The sequence below is a fragment of the Mycobacterium sp. 29Ha genome (assembly GCF_032883055.1).
GTDB lineage: Bacteria > Actinomycetota > Actinomycetes > Mycobacteriales > Mycobacteriaceae > Mycobacterium > Mycobacterium gallinarum.
In genome coordinates, this window is record NZ_JAMQTI010000034.1 from 1 (window position 1) to 15,838 (window position 15,838).

General features: G+C 66.1%; 16 protein-coding genes. 10 read left to right on the forward strand and 6 right to left on the reverse strand.

What is annotated here, in order from left to right:
• The first annotated feature begins 139 nt into the window (after positions 1–139).
• The 6 genes from M1248_RS29910 to M1248_RS29935 are packed head-to-tail and all read left to right on the forward strand — an operon-like array spanning position 140 to position 5,873.
• A complete protein-coding gene (locus M1248_RS29910; RefSeq protein ID WP_163735548.1) occupies positions 140–664 on the forward strand; it encodes a sigma-70 family RNA polymerase sigma factor in 525 nt (174 codons plus the stop codon).
• Complete coding sequence (locus M1248_RS29915) at positions 661–1,395, forward strand: anti-sigma factor family protein (protein WP_163735551.1); 735 nt, start codon at positions 661–663, stop codon at positions 1,393–1,395. The genes M1248_RS29910 and M1248_RS29915 overlap by 4 nt, the downstream gene beginning before the upstream one ends.
• Before the next feature lie 48 nt (positions 1,396–1,443).
• Complete coding sequence (locus M1248_RS29920) at positions 1,444–3,174, forward strand: thiamine pyrophosphate-binding protein (RefSeq protein ID WP_317150578.1); 1,731 nt, start codon at positions 1,444–1,446, stop codon at positions 3,172–3,174.
• Positions 3,155–3,826, forward strand: a complete 672-nt coding sequence (locus tag M1248_RS29925) for an SRPBCC family protein (RefSeq protein ID WP_317150579.1) — start codon at positions 3,155–3,157, stop codon at positions 3,824–3,826. Before M1248_RS29920 ends, M1248_RS29925 begins: the two co-directional genes overlap by 20 nt.
• Positions 3,826–4,836 carry a 3-oxoacyl-ACP synthase III family protein gene (locus M1248_RS29930; RefSeq protein WP_317150580.1) on the forward strand — a complete coding sequence of 337 codons (1,011 nt, stop codon included), beginning with the start codon at positions 3,826–3,828 and terminating at the stop codon, positions 4,834–4,836. Before M1248_RS29925 ends, M1248_RS29930 begins: the two co-directional genes overlap by 1 nt.
• Positions 4,836–5,873 (forward strand): pyridoxal phosphate-dependent aminotransferase, encoded by a 1,038-nt coding sequence (locus M1248_RS29935; protein WP_317150581.1) that lies wholly within the window; start codon positions 4,836–4,838, stop codon positions 5,871–5,873. Before M1248_RS29930 ends, M1248_RS29935 begins: the two co-directional genes overlap by 1 nt.
• Before the next feature lie 9 nt (positions 5,874–5,882).
• Here M1248_RS29935 and M1248_RS29940 read toward each other — a convergent pair whose 3' ends face one another.
• Positions 5,883–6,236, reverse strand: a complete 354-nt coding sequence (locus M1248_RS29940; RefSeq protein ID WP_163735566.1) for a VOC family protein — start codon at positions 6,234–6,236, stop codon at positions 5,883–5,885.
• Positions 6,237–6,327: 91 nt separating this feature from the next.
• Between M1248_RS29940 and M1248_RS29945 the strand changes: the two genes are divergently transcribed.
• Positions 6,328–6,840, forward strand: a complete 513-nt coding sequence (locus M1248_RS29945; RefSeq protein ID WP_163735569.1) for a MarR family winged helix-turn-helix transcriptional regulator — start codon at positions 6,328–6,330, stop codon at positions 6,838–6,840.
• Here the strand turns inward: M1248_RS29945 and M1248_RS29950 are convergent.
• Positions 6,837–8,063 carry a GAF domain-containing sensor histidine kinase gene (locus M1248_RS29950; RefSeq protein ID WP_163735571.1) on the reverse strand — a complete coding sequence of 409 codons (1,227 nt, stop codon included), beginning with the start codon at positions 8,061–8,063 and terminating at the stop codon, positions 6,837–6,839. The genes M1248_RS29945 and M1248_RS29950 overlap by 4 nt on opposite strands.
• Entirely contained in the window at positions 8,060–8,731 is a 672-nt protein-coding gene (locus M1248_RS29955) for a response regulator (protein ID WP_163735573.1), read from the reverse strand. The genes M1248_RS29950 and M1248_RS29955 overlap by 4 nt, the downstream gene beginning before the upstream one ends.
• 106 nt (positions 8,732–8,837) lie before the next feature.
• Between M1248_RS29955 and M1248_RS29960 the strand changes: the two genes are divergently transcribed.
• From M1248_RS29960 to M1248_RS29970, 3 genes are all read left to right on the forward strand, one after another.
• Positions 8,838–9,641 (forward strand): HAD family hydrolase, encoded by an 804-nt coding sequence (locus M1248_RS29960; RefSeq protein ID WP_163735581.1) that lies wholly within the window; start codon positions 8,838–8,840, stop codon positions 9,639–9,641.
• A 97-nt stretch (positions 9,642–9,738) separates the two neighbouring features.
• The gene (locus M1248_RS29965) at positions 9,739–10,977 is read left to right on the forward strand and encodes a serine hydrolase domain-containing protein (RefSeq protein ID WP_163735584.1); all 1,239 of its coding nucleotides are present in this window, start codon (positions 9,739–9,741) and stop codon (positions 10,975–10,977) included.
• A gap of 15 nt (positions 10,978–10,992) precedes the next feature.
• Positions 10,993–12,189, forward strand: coding sequence for a serine hydrolase domain-containing protein (locus M1248_RS29970; protein ID WP_163735587.1), 1,197 nt, complete (start codon positions 10,993–10,995; stop codon positions 12,187–12,189).
• Here M1248_RS29970 and mmsB read toward each other — a convergent pair.
• From mmsB to M1248_RS29985, 3 genes are read right to left on the reverse strand one after another with little or no spacing between them, the layout of a single operon-like run.
• Positions 12,180–13,061, reverse strand: a complete 882-nt coding sequence (gene mmsB / locus M1248_RS29975; protein WP_317150582.1) for a 3-hydroxyisobutyrate dehydrogenase — start codon at positions 13,059–13,061, stop codon at positions 12,180–12,182. The genes M1248_RS29970 and mmsB overlap by 10 nt on opposite strands.
• Before the next feature lie 13 nt (positions 13,062–13,074).
• Positions 13,075–14,262 carry an acyl-CoA dehydrogenase family protein gene (locus M1248_RS29980; RefSeq protein WP_163735593.1) on the reverse strand — a complete coding sequence of 396 codons (1,188 nt, stop codon included), beginning with the start codon at positions 14,260–14,262 and terminating at the stop codon, positions 13,075–13,077.
• An 11-nt stretch (positions 14,263–14,273) separates the two neighbouring features.
• Positions 14,274–15,791, reverse strand: coding sequence for a CoA-acylating methylmalonate-semialdehyde dehydrogenase (locus M1248_RS29985; RefSeq protein WP_317150583.1), 1,518 nt, complete (start codon positions 15,789–15,791; stop codon positions 14,274–14,276).
• Positions 15,792–15,838 lie beyond the last annotated feature (47 nt).

Sequence of the window (15,838 nt, forward strand, 5' to 3'; positions counted from 1 at the left end):
GCGATCGGGAAGGTCCCGCCTATAACGCGGTTGACCAACCTGCCTGGGCAGTACATCTAGAGCGCCCTCACCTCTGTGCCGCGACTGCGACACTGAACCGGATGACCCGCAACCTCGTATTACCAACGGAGGTTGAAATTTGGACGACCCGGGGACCGCAGAAAGCCAGGTCATGCGGGTGCTCTATCAGGAGCACGCCGCAGTTCTCTGGCGCTATGTCGTGCGGCTCACCGGGGATGCAGCTCGAGCGGAGGATGTCGTGCAGGAGACGCTACTGCGTGCGTGGCGCCATCCCGAGGTGACCGGCGACAGCGAGAGATCCGCGCGGGCGTGGCTGTTCACCGTCGCGCGTAACCTCGTCATCGACGAGAGACGAAGCGCGAGGTTCCGCAGCGAATCGGGCACCCCCGACATGGAACAGGCGGCGGACCACGCGGGACCCGACGAGGTGGAGGCGGCGCTGGACCGCATGTTGCTCAGCGAGGCGCTGGCCCAGCTGTCCGAGGACCACCGCGCCGTCATCAGCCGCGCGTACTACCAGGGCGCTTCGACCGCCCAGATGGCTGCCGATCTGCAGATCGCCGAAGGGACCGTGAAATCGCGGCTGCACTACGGGATGCAGGCCCTGCGCCTGCGGCTGCAGGAGATGGGGGTGAGGAGATGACACTGTTCGGGCTACCGAAGGGTGGTGGCGACGTGGACGACGATCGCTATGCGACGTGGGACGCTGCCTACGTCCTCGGCGCGTTGTCCACCGACGAGCGCCTGGAGTACGAGGCGCACCTGCAGACGTGTCCGCGGTGCCGCGCCGCCGTCGAGGAACTGGGTGAAATCCCTCCGCTGCTCGCCAAACTGGACAAGGCCGACGTGGCCTGGCTCGACGGAGAACAGTCCGAGCCGCAGCTGCGACCGCAGATGCTGGACTCGCTGTTGCATCGCGTCAACGCGAGCCGCAGGCGCTCCCGCTGGATGACGACCGCCGCGCTGGCCGCCGCGGCTGCGGTGCTCGCCGTTGGACTGGTGATCGCCATTCGACCCGATGCGCTGGGATTTGGGACCGGTACCGACCAGATCGCCGGAACCGCGATGGAGATGTCGAAGGTGTCCGAGACACCGATCAACGCGACCATCAGCCTGACCGGCTACGGCTGGGGTACCCGCATCGACATGGCGTGCACGTACGGCGACTGGGGCAGGCGCGATGCACCGCCGCAGAATCTGGGCATGGTTGTGGTCGGCCGCGACGGTAGTCAAAGCCAGGTCGCGACGTGGCTGGGCTTGTCGGGCGCGACGGCGCTACCCAGCGCGAACACGCCCCTCCCGATCGACGAAATCGCTGCTGTGCAACTGGTTTCACCCGATTCGGGCCAGGTACTGCTCGAAAAACAGCTGTGATTCCAGACACCGGGTGAACCGAATCTTCCAGCCATTCGTGTCCTCTATATGGCAAGGCATCGAGTTGTCGACCACGTGGTCGGGTATCTCGCGTCGGCGGGGGTCGAATACATCTTCGGCGTCGACGGCGCGAACATCGAGGATCTGTACGACGCTGCGTTCTACCGCGCTGACATCACCGCGGTGCTGGCCAAGCACGAGTTCTCCGCTGCCACAATGGCCGACGGCTACAGCCGCAGCGGCGCCGGACTGGGCGTGGTCGCCGCGACGTCGGGCGGCGGATGCCTCAACACGGTTCCCGGCCTAGGCGAAGCTTATGCAAGCCGGGTGCCGGTGCTGGCACTCATCGGGCAGGCCCCGACGACACTCGACGGTCGAGGTGCGTTCCAGGACACCAGCGGCCGCAACGGTGCACTCGACGGGCAGGCGCTGTTCTCGGCGGTGTCGGTCTATTGCCGGCGTGTGACGACCCCAGAAGACATCATCACGGCGCTGCCGGAGGCCATTGCCGCAGCGAAGACGGGCGGTTCCGCAGTCCTGTTGTTGCCCAAGGATATTCAGCAGGCGGCAATGAAGGCCGTGAACGGTGCCGACATCTCGATCACTCAACGCGACGTACACACCGGTGATCCGCATCCGATTGTGCGCGCACTTCGGCGGGCTGACGGTCCGGTCACGATCATCGCCGGTGAACAGGTGGCCCGAGACGACGCCCGTGCCGAACTCGAACAGCTGCGGGCACTGCTGCGGGCGCGGGTGGCATGCGTGCCCGACGCCAAAGACGTCGCGGGCACACCGGGGATGGGCTCGTCGTCCGCCCTCGGCGTGACCGGTGTGATGGGCCATCCCAGCGTGGCGACCGCCATCGCCGAAAGCGCCCTGTGCCTCGTGGTCGGCACCCGGCTGTCGGTGACGGCGCGCGCCGGTCTGGACCATGCGCTGCGGTCGACGAACGTCTACTCGATCGGGGCCGAGGCTCCCTTTCTGCCGTGGACCCACGTGCAAACCGACGACCTGCGCGGGTCGTTGTCCAGGCTCACCACGGCACTGTCAGGTCGCGGCAGGCCGCCCCGGCTCCGAGTCACCGATGCGGTGCGCCGCACGGAGCTGCACCCACCCGCGCACGGCGGGCCGGGGATTCGGTATCGCGACGCGATGACGTTGCTCGACCGGATGCTGCCCGACGGCGTCGACGTCGTCGTCGACGCGGGCAACATCGGCGCTGCGGCGATACATCACCTGCCGGTCCGCCGTGACGGCCGGTTCATCGTCGCGCTGGGGATGGGCGGTATGGGGTACAGCTTCGGTGCCGGTATCGGCGTGGCGTTCGGCAACGCCGCCGATCCGAACAGCCGCACCGTCGTCATCTCGGGCGATGGCTCGTTCTTCATGCACGGCATGGAGATTCACACCGCGCTGCAGTACAGACTGCCCGTCACCTTTCTACTGTTCGACAACCACGCGCACGCGATGTGTGTGACGCGCGAACAGCAGTTCTACGGCGACCTGTACAGCTACAACCGGTTCGGGCCGAGCCGGCTGGGCGCCGGACTCGCCGCAATGTTCCCGGACCTGCGTTCGGTGGACGTCGACGATATCGACGCCCTGCCCGCCGCGCTCGAAACCGCATTCGGCGCGGAGGGCCCCTCGGTCGTGAGCATCGAGTGTTCCGCAGATGAAATCCCACCGTTCGCAGCATTTCTCGGCAACGACGCCGACGCTGACAAGAAGCCCGACATCACCATGGAGGAGCACCCCTATGTCGCTACCCGCACTTGAGGACATCGCGGTCGACCGCGGCACCACCGACCCGATCGACGGTGTGACCCGCGTCGAAACCTCTCCGAAGGAGAAGGCGACACCGATCATCATGGAGATGATGAGGTCGGTGTATCCCCACGACGAGGTGTTCGGAACATACTGCACCGTCAACGATTACGTCGACTGTCCGCCCGACGAGCTCTACGAATGGCTGGCGGACACCCGCTGCCTCGAGGAGTGGACCTACAGCCTGCGCGGGTTCGAGCAGACCGATGAACCCGGACTCTGGGTGGCCTACGACAAGCTCGGCGGCGAGACGGGAAGCCCGATCTACACGCGAACCGTCGCCAACCCCGACGCGCGCACGATCGACTACCACTGCGCCTGGGATCAGGGCAAGCACCTCTGGATGATCTATCTGATGCGAATCGTCGACGCGCAGTTGGTGTTCGACAAGCCCGGCTCGGTGGTGCTGTGGACCAACTGCCATCATCCGTTCTACGACGAAAATCCCTACCCGGAGACCGCACCGCCCAAGCGCCCGGTGTGGGTCGGAGACTTCTGGGACATGTTCGGCCCCGGTCATCTGCTGGAGCTCAAGAATCTCAAGGCGATCGCCGAGTATCGCCATCACCACGGCCTCGCCGTCAAGCCGGATTGGATGAAGTGATGACTGTCAGTCTGATCGATGTGTCGACGTATCTGCCTGGGAAACCGATCAGCGCCGACTACTACGCCCAGTTCGCCGAATCCGACGACCTGCGGGACAACGTGATGTTCAAGGCGCCCAAGTTCCGTCACCATGTCGCCGAGGACGAGACGGCTATCGACATGGTGGAATGCGCCGCGGCCGGGCTGATCGAACGCCACGGCCAGGACACGGTCGCGGGCGCCGATATCCTGATCACCCACACCCAGATGCCGGACATGCCGTTCTACGGCGGAGGCGGCGGAATGGCGCATCGCCTTGGGATGAAACCGAATTGGGTCCTCGATCTGCACAACGGCGGATGTGCAGCGTTCGTGCTCGCACTGAGGGTGGCACGCAACCTGATCGAGTCGGGTGAAGGGCGCACCGCACTGATCGCGATCGCTCAGAATGCGGCCGGTCAGGCGTTCGACCAGCCGACGATTCGGCGCAAGGCGCAGGCGTCAGTGCCGGGCGACGGTGCCGCGGTGGGGCTGGTGACCCTGTCCGACCAGTCGCCGATCCTCGACATCGAATGCCGCACCTACGGTGAGTTCGCCGGCGATATGACGCTCGCCGTCGATCCGCCCCGTAAGTGGTGGCAAGCCGGTCCGGGGGAGGGTTGCATCGGGTTCACCGAAAGCAAGATCACCAAGGTGCTGGCCCGGGGCAACCGACAGGTGCCCGAGGTGTCCTACGCGGTCTGTGATCGGATCGGCGTGAAGCCAAGGGATCTCGACTTCCTTGTCACCAACCAGCCGAATCGCGCATTCCTGCGGAACTGGCGCGAAGCGATGGAGCTGGATAAATCGAGACACCTCGATACTTTTGATGACTGCGGGAACCTGTTCGCCGCGGGTATTCCGATCAACCTGGACCGTGCCATCACCGACGGCCAGCTGAAAAAGGGCGATGTCGTCATGATGTCGGCGTTCGCGCACGCCGGAGACTTCGCGGGAGCCGCAGCCGTCAGGTGGGGTGGGAGGGTCTGATGTCAACCCCCAATCGCGAGGTGACGGACGCAGCCGTGGGCGCGTTACCCGGTGCGGTGAACCCAATGGCGCTGTCGCTCAACGAGAATCCGTTCCCGCCGCTGCCGTCGGTGCGGTCCGCGCTGGTGTCCGCCATCGATGCGGGCAACCGGTATCCGGAGTTCCTTCCCGAGCGGCTTCGTACATTGATCGCCGGTCATCTCGGTGTACGCGACGAGCAGGTCGTCATCGGGGTCGGTGCCACGGGCGTGATCATGCAGGTGCTCAACGCTGTCACGAGCCCCGGCGACAAAATGGTGATGACGTCCCCGACGTTCGACGGCTATCCGATCTTCGCCCACATGGCCCGGCTGGAGTCGGTCACCGTCAGCCTCGACGAGCACGGCCACCACGACCTAGACGCCATGGCCGACGCTGCCGCGAAGGCCCGAGTCGTGGTGGTGTGCCGGCCGCACAATCCGACCGGAACGGTCGAGTCGGCGGCCGACATCGGGCGGTTTCTTCAGCGCATCCCGGCCGACACCGTTGTCGTACTCGACGAGGCGTATGTCGAGTTCCTCGCGCCACACCATCGCATCGACGGTCCTGAACTCGTCGCCCGTTATCCGAATGTCGTTGTGGTGCGGACTTTCTCGAAGGCATATGGGCTGGCGGGTCTTCGCGTCGGCTACGGATTCTGTGCGTCCGAGCTGGCCCGCAAGCTATGGACCATGCAGCAGCCGTTCGGTATCGCCATCACCGGAATGGTGGCCGTCGCCGCGTCGTATGACGCCGAAAGCGAGCTGCAACAACGTATTCGGATGATCACCGCCGAACGTCGCTACCTGCGCATGCGCCTGCGGGCGATGGGGGTGTACAGCACCGATGCTCACGCCAACTTCGTCTATCTGCCACCCTGGGGCCGGCAGTGGCGCGAGGTGTTCGACGGTACCGGCCTGAAGGTCCGCGGCTATGCCGACGGCGGTGTACGAATCACCGTCGGCAGCCGTCAGTCCACCCGTGCGGTGGTGAGCGCTGTGCAGGCTGCGCTGCAGTGACTGCGTGGATCAGTATTCGACCCTGAATCCGCCGATCAGGCTGATCGTGTTGCCATCGGGATCGGTGAGCGCCGACAGGTGGACCCCCTTGCTGGCGCCGGTGACGTCGCCGGGCTCGAGTCCGCGTTCGCGGAGCTCAGCCATGTGGGTCTGGAGATCGTCGACGGCGAAGTTCAGCAGCCCGGACCCCGCGCGTGCGGCGTCGACGAAGACCTGGACCCAACCGCCGGGCACGACCTGCCATTCGACGAGCGTCGGCATCGGGTTGTTGTCGGCCGGGCGCCCGAAGAGCGTCTCGTACCAGCGGCCGCTCACCTGTAGGTCGGACACCGGCACGACAGCCAGTACATGCTGGATGGACATCGATTCCCTTCCTTGTCGTTAAGGACAGACTCGTGGCAGACGCGAGAGTCATCGCACGGACCCGAGCCTGCCCTGTGCGGTATGAAGGGGCGTGCCCTCGCAACCGTCGTGGCCGCGCAAGCGCGACCCCATCGAGTTGGCGCGCGCCAACTGGGAGCGCTTCGGCTGGGGTGACGTCGCCGACGGCATGGTGGCGGTCACGTCGGTGATGCGGGCCCACCAGATACTGCTGGCCCGGGTCGAGAACGCGCTGCGGCCGTACGACCTGAGCTTTTCCCGATACGAATTGCTGCGGTTGTTGGCCTTCAGCCGCGGCGGCGCGCTGCCGATCACCAAGGCGTCGGACCGGCTGCAGGTGCACGTCACCAGCGTCACGCACGCGATCCGGCGGCTGGAGGCCGACGGCCTGGTGGAGCGCACACCCCATCCGACCGATGGCCGCACCACGCTGGTGCGGATCACCGATCTCGGCCGGTCGACGGTCGAGGACGCCACCGTCACGCTCAACAGCGAGGTGTTCGCCGACATCGGCATGTCCGACAGCGAGTCCCGTGCGCTCGCGGCCTCGATCGAGACGCTGCGCCGTAATTCCGGCGACTTCTAAGAGCGCGGAAGCGGGATCGTCGCGGTCACCGCGGTGCCCGAACCCGGGCGCGACCGGATGTTCAGCCGGCCGCCGACGATCTCGGCTCGTTCGGCCATCGACAGCAGGCCGTAGCCGCCCATCTCGTCGCTGCCCAGGGGATGCTCGAAAGTGTCGAAACCGACTCCGTCGTCGACTATTTCGAGCCGGGCGATGTCCCCGGTCTCGCCCGCGTCGACGGCAAAGGTGAGCCGCGCGGACGTGGCTTTCGCATGTTTGACGACATTTTGCAGGCATTCCTGCGCGATTCGGTACAGCGCGAGCTCGATGTGGTCGGGCACGCGGGTCTCCACCAGCTCGACGTCGATGCCGACCTGGGGGATGGACCGCGCGAGGCTGGCGAGGCCGCCCGCCAGCCCGAGATCGTCGAGCACAGGCGGACGTAGTCCGCTGATGGCGGCGCGCGCTTCGCCCAGCGTCAGATCGACGAGTTCGCGGGCCTTCTCCAACTGTTCGGAGGCAGCCTCTGGATCGTCGGACACCGCGCGGCTGGCCGCGTCGAGCCGGTACGACAAGGTGATCAGTCGCTGCGAGATGCCGTCGTGAATATCGCCGGCCAGCCGCCGCCGTTCGAGCTCCTGGGCCTCGATGACCTGCTCGACGAAGTTCTCGTGGGCTCGTTCGCGAGCGACCAGCTGGCGGTGCAAGCGGGCCTGATGGAGCGCACCGGCGATCAGCCTGCCGATCACCAGCAGCAGTTCGACGTCGCGAGAGGTGAAGTCGCGGTGCTCGACGGTGTGCACATTGAGCACGCCGACCAGCCCGCCCGGGTCGGTCTCCATCGGCACCGACACCATGGACGTGAAGTCCTTGCCGCGCAGGGACTCGAACGGCATGTAGCGCGGATCGGCTTCCTTGTCCTGCCTGATCACCACCGGCTCGCGGTGGCTGGCGACCCATCCGGAAATGCCCCGGCCCAACGGCAAGCGGATCTTGCCCACCTCGGCGTCGAACGGCGGTGTCGCGCCCGCGAGCGTCAGCGACCGGTCGCTGTCGTCGAGGACGTGGACGAAGCACACGTCGCTGGCGGTGGCGGCGGTGATCATCCGTGCGGCCGCCGCGGCCAGCGGCTCGACCCCGGGCCCCTTGGACGCGGCCTGGATCAGTTCGCGCAGCAGTGCGAGTTCGCGGTCGGTGTCGACGAGGTCGCGGACCGCGTTCGGGGGGCGGGCGTCCGGGCTCATTGGTAAATGCCCTCGCGGAGGGCGGTCGCCACGGCTCCGGTGCGGTCGCTGACCCCGAGCTTGCGGTAGATCGAGCTCAGGTGCGTCTTGACGGTCTCGTCGCCGATCACCAGCTTGGACGCGATGGCGCGGTTGGACAGGCCGTTCACGACGTACGAGAGGATCTCGCTCTCGCGCTGCGTCAAACCCTGGCGCGCACCGGGCCAGAATTCGTCGCGCTGCATCCGTGCGGCGGTGTCCACCGCCCTGGCGGCCATGCTCGGGTCGATCGCCGTCTCACCGCGGTGCACGAACTCGAGCTGACGGACGAGCTCGTCGCTGCTGATGCTTTTCAGGAGGTATCCGGACGCGCCTACCCGCAGGGCCTGAAAGAGGTATTGCTCGTCGTCGTAGACGGACAGCATGACGACCTTGCGCTTGGGATCGCGACCGCGCAACGCCACGCAGAGGTCCAGGCCGCTGGACCCGTGCATGCGGACGTCGGACAGCACGATGTCGGGGTTCAACTCGTCGACGACGCTGAGCGCACGTTCGGCGCCGATGGCCTGTCCGACGACCTCCACGCGCTCCCGAAACGCCGCGAGCATGGCCTTGAGACCCTCGATCACCATCTCGTGATCATCGACGAGCACCAGACGAACCGGTGGGCTCAGCTCTTCGGAAGCCATGTGCACCACCTTATGACCTGGCCTTTTCTCTGGGAAACGAAGTTGGCATCGACGATCCCCCAAATGGGGGAGGTTGTAACGCTGTGACGTGGGCCACCCTAGCTGCATGCCGACAACGCACGAGACGACTTGGCGCGCGGGCCGCTTCTGGTGGGACTCCGCATCGCCGGCAGGAACCGGATGTCCGCTGCGCGCGGTGATCTTCGACCTCGATGCCCTGACCGATATCGAGTGCGAGGGCCACCGAGAGGCGTACAACGCCGCGTTCGCGGCGCATGGTCTGGACTTTCAGTGGTCGGTGACGCGGTACCGGCAGCTGCTCGCGCTCACCGATGAGCGACAGCGCGTCGCGGCCGAGCTGCGCAAGCGAGGGGTGGCCACCGAGTCGGACGTGCTGACCAGGCTGCTGGCCGACGACATCTACACGACCAAGACGATGTTGTTCGACGAGCTGATCCTCGAGCGCGATCTCGCGCCGCGCCCCGGCCTCGTCGACTTCGTCGCCGAAACCTTCGGGGCCGGTGTGCAGGTCGCCGTCGTGACGAGCGGACAGCGCAGCTGGGCGGAGCCCTTGGTGCGCCAGCTGGTCGGCGAGGGAATCGTCGAGACGGTGGTGACCGCCGAGGACGTCAAGAAGCCCATGCCGGATTCCGAAGCCCATCGCCTGGCACTCGCCGAGCTCGGGATCACCGCCGAGAACGCGCTCGCGGTCAGCGGCTCGGCCTGCGGGCTGCGGGCCGCGACGAAATCCGGGCTGGCCACGGTCGTCATCACTGGTGAAGGCGTGCCCGATATCCCGGCCGCTGTCGCGGTGCGGGAGGACTTCGCCGGCAGCGCACCGCTGCATGTCGCCGACTGCCAGCGTATGCACGGCCGTTGGTGGGCGACACACAAGCGGACCGCCGCTTAACCGAAAGTGCCGTTTCGGCACCGTCTGCGCAGATAAAATTCGCGCGCACGGCGGTGTGTCGTTGGCTGGAGCCGCCGTCGAGGCGGTGAACTAGGTCATGGCTCAGAAAACCGGGGTCGCAGCCGAGCTTGTCTGCGGCGAGGTCGACGAAGGCTACGGGAAAGTCGCCGACGCGTTTCGGCTGAACATGGCCAGCGGCGCGGAAGTCGGCGCCGCGCTGACGGTCTATCGCGACGGCCGCAAAGTCGTCGATCTCTGGGGTGGATTCCGCAATGGGACCACTCGCGCGCCGTGGACGAACGACACCCTGGTCAACACCTTTTCGACGACCAAAGGTGTTGCCGCGCTGGCCGTCGCGCGAGCCGTTTCGCGTGGGCTCCTCGATTACGACGCACGAGTGGCCGACTACTGGCCCGCGTTCGCCCAGGGCGGCAAGGAATCGGTCACCGTTCGGCAACTGCTGGCCCATCAGGCCGGGCTGCCGGTGATCAAACCGCTGCTGACCCTTGCCGATATCGCGGTGCCGGAGCGTCTCTCGGAGCGCTTGGCCGCACAGCCGCCCGCTTGGCCGCCGGGGACCCGCCACGGCTATCACGGCGTCACGCTCGGGTGGTATGCGTCCGAACTCATCCGCCACGTCGATCCCGAGCGGCGCACTCTCGGCCGGTATTTCGCCGAGGAGATCGCTAGACCGCTGGCCCTGGACTTCCACATCGGGCTGCCGGACTGGATCGATCGCGATCGGGTTGCGCATCTGCATGTGCCGTCCCAGGTCGCCACGTTGTTGCATCTGCATGTGCTGCCACCGAGGCTGGCGGCCGCCTGGTTCATCCCGATGACGTTGACCGCGCAGGCCGGTGTCGCATTCGAAGGGGCCAACGGCCTCTCGACGTTCAACCGCGAAGACGTCCGTGTCGTCGAGATACCGGCCGCCAACGGGACCGGCACCGCTGAATCGGTGGCCAAGCTCTACGGCGACGCCGCCATCGGCGGATCGAAGATCGGTTTGACGCCGGAGGTCTTCGCCGCCCTGACGGCGCCCCCGGCGTATCCGACAAAGGGTTTGCGCGACAAGGTGTTGCACGTCGACACGTCCTTCTCACTGGGGTTCGGCAGACCCATTCCGAACTCTGCGAAATACGTGATCGGATCCTCGGACAAGGCGTTCGGTGCGCCGGGTGCGGGCGGTTCGGTCGGTTTCGCCGATCCCGATACCGGTGTCGGCTTCGGCTACGTGATGAACAAGCTCGGATTCCATCTGATCAGCGACCCGCGCGCACTTCGGCTGCGGCAGGCGTTGTTCCGCGACGTACTGGGGGCGAGGCCGCAAAGATGAGACAACGGGACGCTCATGGGCGGTGACGCCGACGAGGGCTATGGAAAGGTCGTCGACGCGTTTCGTCGCAACTTCGAAGCCGGCAAGGAAACCGGTGCCGCCGTCGCGGTATATCGCGACGGGCGCAAGGTGGTCGAGCTGTGGGACGGTTACCGCAACGGTGTCACCCGGGAGCCGTGGCAGCAGGACACCATCGTCAACGTCTTCTCCACCACGAAAGGTATTGCCTCACTTGCGGTCGCGGTCGCCGCGTCGCGCGGACTGATCGGCTATGACGCGAAGGTCGTCGACTATTGGCCCGAGTTCGCGGAGGGCGGAAAAGACGCGATCACGGTGCGGCAGCTGTTCAGTCACCAGGCCGGGCTGGTCGCGATCACCCCGCCATTGACACTCGCCGAGATCGCTGATCCGGAAAGGATGTCGGCGAGAATCGCCGCGCAGGTGCCTGCCTGGCCGCCCGGCACGAGGCACGGCTATCACGCGGCGACGCTCGGTTGGTATCAGTCCGCGCTCATCCGCAAGGTGGACCCGAAGGGCCGCACGCTCGGCCGGTTCTTCGCCGAGGAGATCGCCGATCCACTGGGGTTGGACCTTCACATCGGCTTGCCGCCGTCGGTCGACCGCAACCGGGTGGCGCGTCTCGAACCGGTCACCAGGCGCGAAATGCTGCTGCATCTCCACACGATGCCGCCGTTGTTCGTCGCAAGTCTGTTCAACCCGAAAAGTCTTCCCGCGCGAGCCTTTGTGGTGGTCGCAGGTGTGAAGGACGCCGGCGATTTCAACCGCGACGACGTCCGGATACCGGAGATGCCGTCGGTCAACGGGACGACGTCTGCTGACTCGGTTGCCAAACTCTACGGTGCCGCCGCAACCGGCGCCCCGGAGTTGGGATTGAGCCGACCGGTCCGTGACGCGCTGGAGGCGCCCGCCGTACCGCCCACGCGGGGTATACGCGACAAGGTGATGTTCCTCGACGCGTCGTTCTCGCTGGGCTTCGGCAAGCCCACGTCCAAATTCGTATTCGGCTCCACCGAAAAGGCTTTCGGATGGCCAGGGCTCGGTGGTTCGTTCGGCTTCGCCGATCCCGACACCGGCATCGGGTACGGGTATGTGCTGAACAAGCTGGGCTATCACGCCTACAGCGACCCGCGAGAACTAGCGCTGCGACAAGCGCTGTTCCGCGACGTGCTCGGGGCGAGGCCTCAGGCCTGACCCTTGCGGATCAGCTCGATGACCGCGCTGAAGTCCTTGTCGGCGTCGGTATCGTTGAATTTCGCGTAGATCTCGGCGGCGTGCGTGCCCAGCGGAGCCGTCGAACCCGTCGACGTGACCGCGTCCATCGCCAGGCCGATGTCCTTGTGCATCAACGCGGTCGCGAAGCCCGGCTTGAAATCGTTGTTGGCCGGTGAGGTCGGAACCGGTCCCGGCACCGGGCAGTTCGTGTGGATCGCCCAGCAGTTGCCTGTTGCACCGGTGATCACGTCGAACAGGGACTGGGCGGACAATCCCAGTTTCTCAGCCAGCACGAAGGCCTCGCCCGCGGCGATCTGCTGCACGGCCAGCACCATGTTGTTGCACAGTTTGGCGGCCTGCCCGGTGCCCGAACCGCCGCAGTGAATGATCTTGCCGGCCAACGGTTCCAGCACTGGCCGTGCCCGCTCGACCGCGGCTTCGTCGCCACCGACCATGAAGGCCAGCGTGCCCGCGACCGCACCCTTCACCCCGCCCGACACCGGCGCGTCGAGCTGGGCATGCCCGTGATCGGTGGCCTGCGCGTTGATGGTGCGTGCATCGTCGACGGAGATGGTCGACGTATCGATGAAGAGCGTACCTTTGGGCGCCGCCGGCAGCGCATCGGCGTACACCGCCTTCACGACGTCGCCGTTGGGCAGCGAGGTGATCACCACGTCGGCTCCCGACGCCGCCGCGGCGACGCTGTCGAAGACCTGTGCGCCTTTCTCGGCGGCCGCATCCTTCAGCGCGCCAACTGGATCGAAGCCGTGGACGGTGTGCCCCGCGGCGACGAGGTTGGCCGCCATCGGACCGCCCATGTGGCCCAGCCCGAGGAACGCGATCGTCGACATTGACGCCTCCTGATTAAGACGCGCGGCCCCGGGCCGCTTCGGCCCGGCCGATCACCACGCGCATGATTTCGTTGGTGCCCTCGAGAATTCGATGCACCCGTAGATCGCGGACGATCTTCTCGAGCCCGTACTCGCGGAGATACCCGTAGCCGCCGTGCAACTGCAACGCCTGATCCGCCACATCGAAGCAGGCATCGGTGACATAGCGCTTGGCCATCGCGCACAGCTCGACCTTCTCCGGATGGTCGTCGTCGAGAGCGGACGCCGCGCGCCACAACAACGTTCGCGACGCCTGCAGCGCCGTCGCCATATCGGCGAGGGCGAACCGGATGGTCGGTTCGTCGAGCAGCGAGCCGCCGAATGCCTGGCGGTCCGCCAGATAGCTGCGCGCCTTGTCGTGCGCGGCCTGCGCGCCACCGAGCGAGCACGCGGCGATGTTGATGCGGCCACCGTTGAGCCCATTCATCGCAATACCGAAGCCGGTGCCCTCACCGTCGGCGCCGCCGAGCATCGCGTCCGCGGACACCCGCACACCATCGAAGATCACCTGTGCGGTCGGTTGGGCGTTCCAACCCATCTTCGCTTCTTGAGCACCGAAACTCAGCCCCGGCGTGTCCTTTTCGACGAGGAAGGCGGAGATCTGACGTGGGCCCGGCTTTGTCTCATCAAAACCGGTACGGGCCATGACCACGTACACATCAGAGGATCCGGCCCCGGAGATGAACTGTTTGACACCATCGAGCACCCAGTCTGATCCGGCGGCGTTTCCGCTTCGGACAGCTTTGGTGCTCAACGCGCCGGCATCCGATCCGGCGCCCGGTTCGGTGAGGCAGTAACTCGCGATCGCCTCCATGGAGGCCAGCCGCGGTAACCAGGACTTGCGCTGCTCGTCGGTGCCGTACGTGTCGACCATCCACGCGCACATGTTGTGAATCGACAGAAACGACGCGATCGTGGGGTCGGCCATCGCCAGCTGCTCGAAGATCCGCACCGCGTCCAGGCGCCGTAGCTCGCTGCCGCCGACATCCTCTCGGCAGTAGATGGCGGCCATCCCGAGATCGGCGGCCTCCCGCAATACGTCAGTGGGGAAGTGGTGGCTTTCGTCCCACTCCAATGCGAAAGGCGCAAGGCGCTTCTCGGCGAACGCGGCCGCCGTCTCGGCGATCACGCGTTCGTCTTCGTCCAGCCCGAAAAAATCCACTTAGCCCATCGCTACTTCATGGTCGGGATGACGAACTCCGCGCCGTGGCTGCCCGCGGGCCAGCGCTGCGTCACCGTCTTGGTCTTCGTGTAGAACATGATCGACGACGGGCCGTGCTGGTTGAGGTCGCCGAATCCGGAGCGCTTCCAGCCGCCGAACGTGTGATAGGCAACCGGAACGGGAATCGGCACATTGACACCGACCATGCCCACCTGCACCCGCGACACGAAGTCGCGTGCGGTGTCGCCGTCTCGGGTGAAGATCGCGACTCCGTTGCCGTATTCGTGCTCAGAAGGAAGCGCCAGCGCCTCTTCGTAGTCCTTGGCACGCACGATGCACAGCACGGGCCCGAAGATCTCGTCGGTGTAGATCGACATGTCGGGGGTGACGTGGTCGAACAAGGTCGGGCCGATGAAGTAGCCCTTCGACATGTCAGCCTCGTCGAAAGTCAGCTCGTCGCTGGTGCGTTCGCGGCCGTCGACGACCGCCTCGGCGCCGGCGTCCACACCCTGCTGGATGTAGTCCTTGACGCGGGCCAGCGCAGCCTCGGTGACCAGCGGGCCGTAGTCGGCTTTCGGATCGAGGCTGTGGCCAACCCGCAGGCCGTTGACCCGCTCGATCAGCCTGGCGCGCAACCGGTCTGCGGTCTGCTCACCCACGGGCACCGCCACGCTGATCGCCATGCAGCGTTCGCCCGCGCTGCCGTAGCCGGCGCCGATGAGCGCGTCGACAGCGTTGTCCATATCGGCATCGGGCATCACGATCATGTGGTTCTTCGCGCCGCCGAAGCACTGCGCCCGCTTACCGTTGGCGGCGGCACCGGAGTAGATGTACTGCGCGATGTCGGAGCTGCCGACGAAGCCGACAGCCTGGATGACGGGGTGCTCGAGGATGGCGTCGACGGCTTCCTTGTCGCCGTGCACCACCTGGAACACGCCCGGCGGCAGACCGGCCTGCAAGAACAGCTCGGCCAGCCGGACCGGCACCGACGGGTCACGCTCACTGGGCTTGAGGATGAACGCATTTCCGCATGCGAGCGCGGGACCGGCCTTCCACAGCGGGATCATCGCGGGGAAGTTGAACGGGGTGATGCCGGCGACCACGCCGAGCGGTTGCCGCAGCGAGTACACGTCGATGCCGGTGCCCGCGCCCTCGGTGTACTCACCCTTGATGAGGTGCGGGATGCCAATCGCGAACTCGATGACCTCGATGCCGCGCTGGATGTCGCCTTTGGAGTCGGCGATGGTCTTGCCGTGTTCCAAACTGAGGAGTTCGGCCAACTCCTCGACATTCTGGTTGACCAGGTCGATGAACCTCATCATCACGCGGGCGCGGCGTTGGGGGTTCCACGCGGCCCATTCCTTCTGCGCGGCCGCGGCCCCGGCGACGGCCTCGTCCACCTCGGCCCGCGACGCCATCGGCACCTTGGCCTGCACCTCGCCGGTGCTGGGATTCATGACGTCGGCCGTCCGGTTGGATTGCCCGGCCACGCGCTTGCCGTCGATGAAATGTGAAATCTGTGTGGTCATGATCGTCCCTCGCTGCTAGATACTTGGATATCCTAGTAATGCGCCGA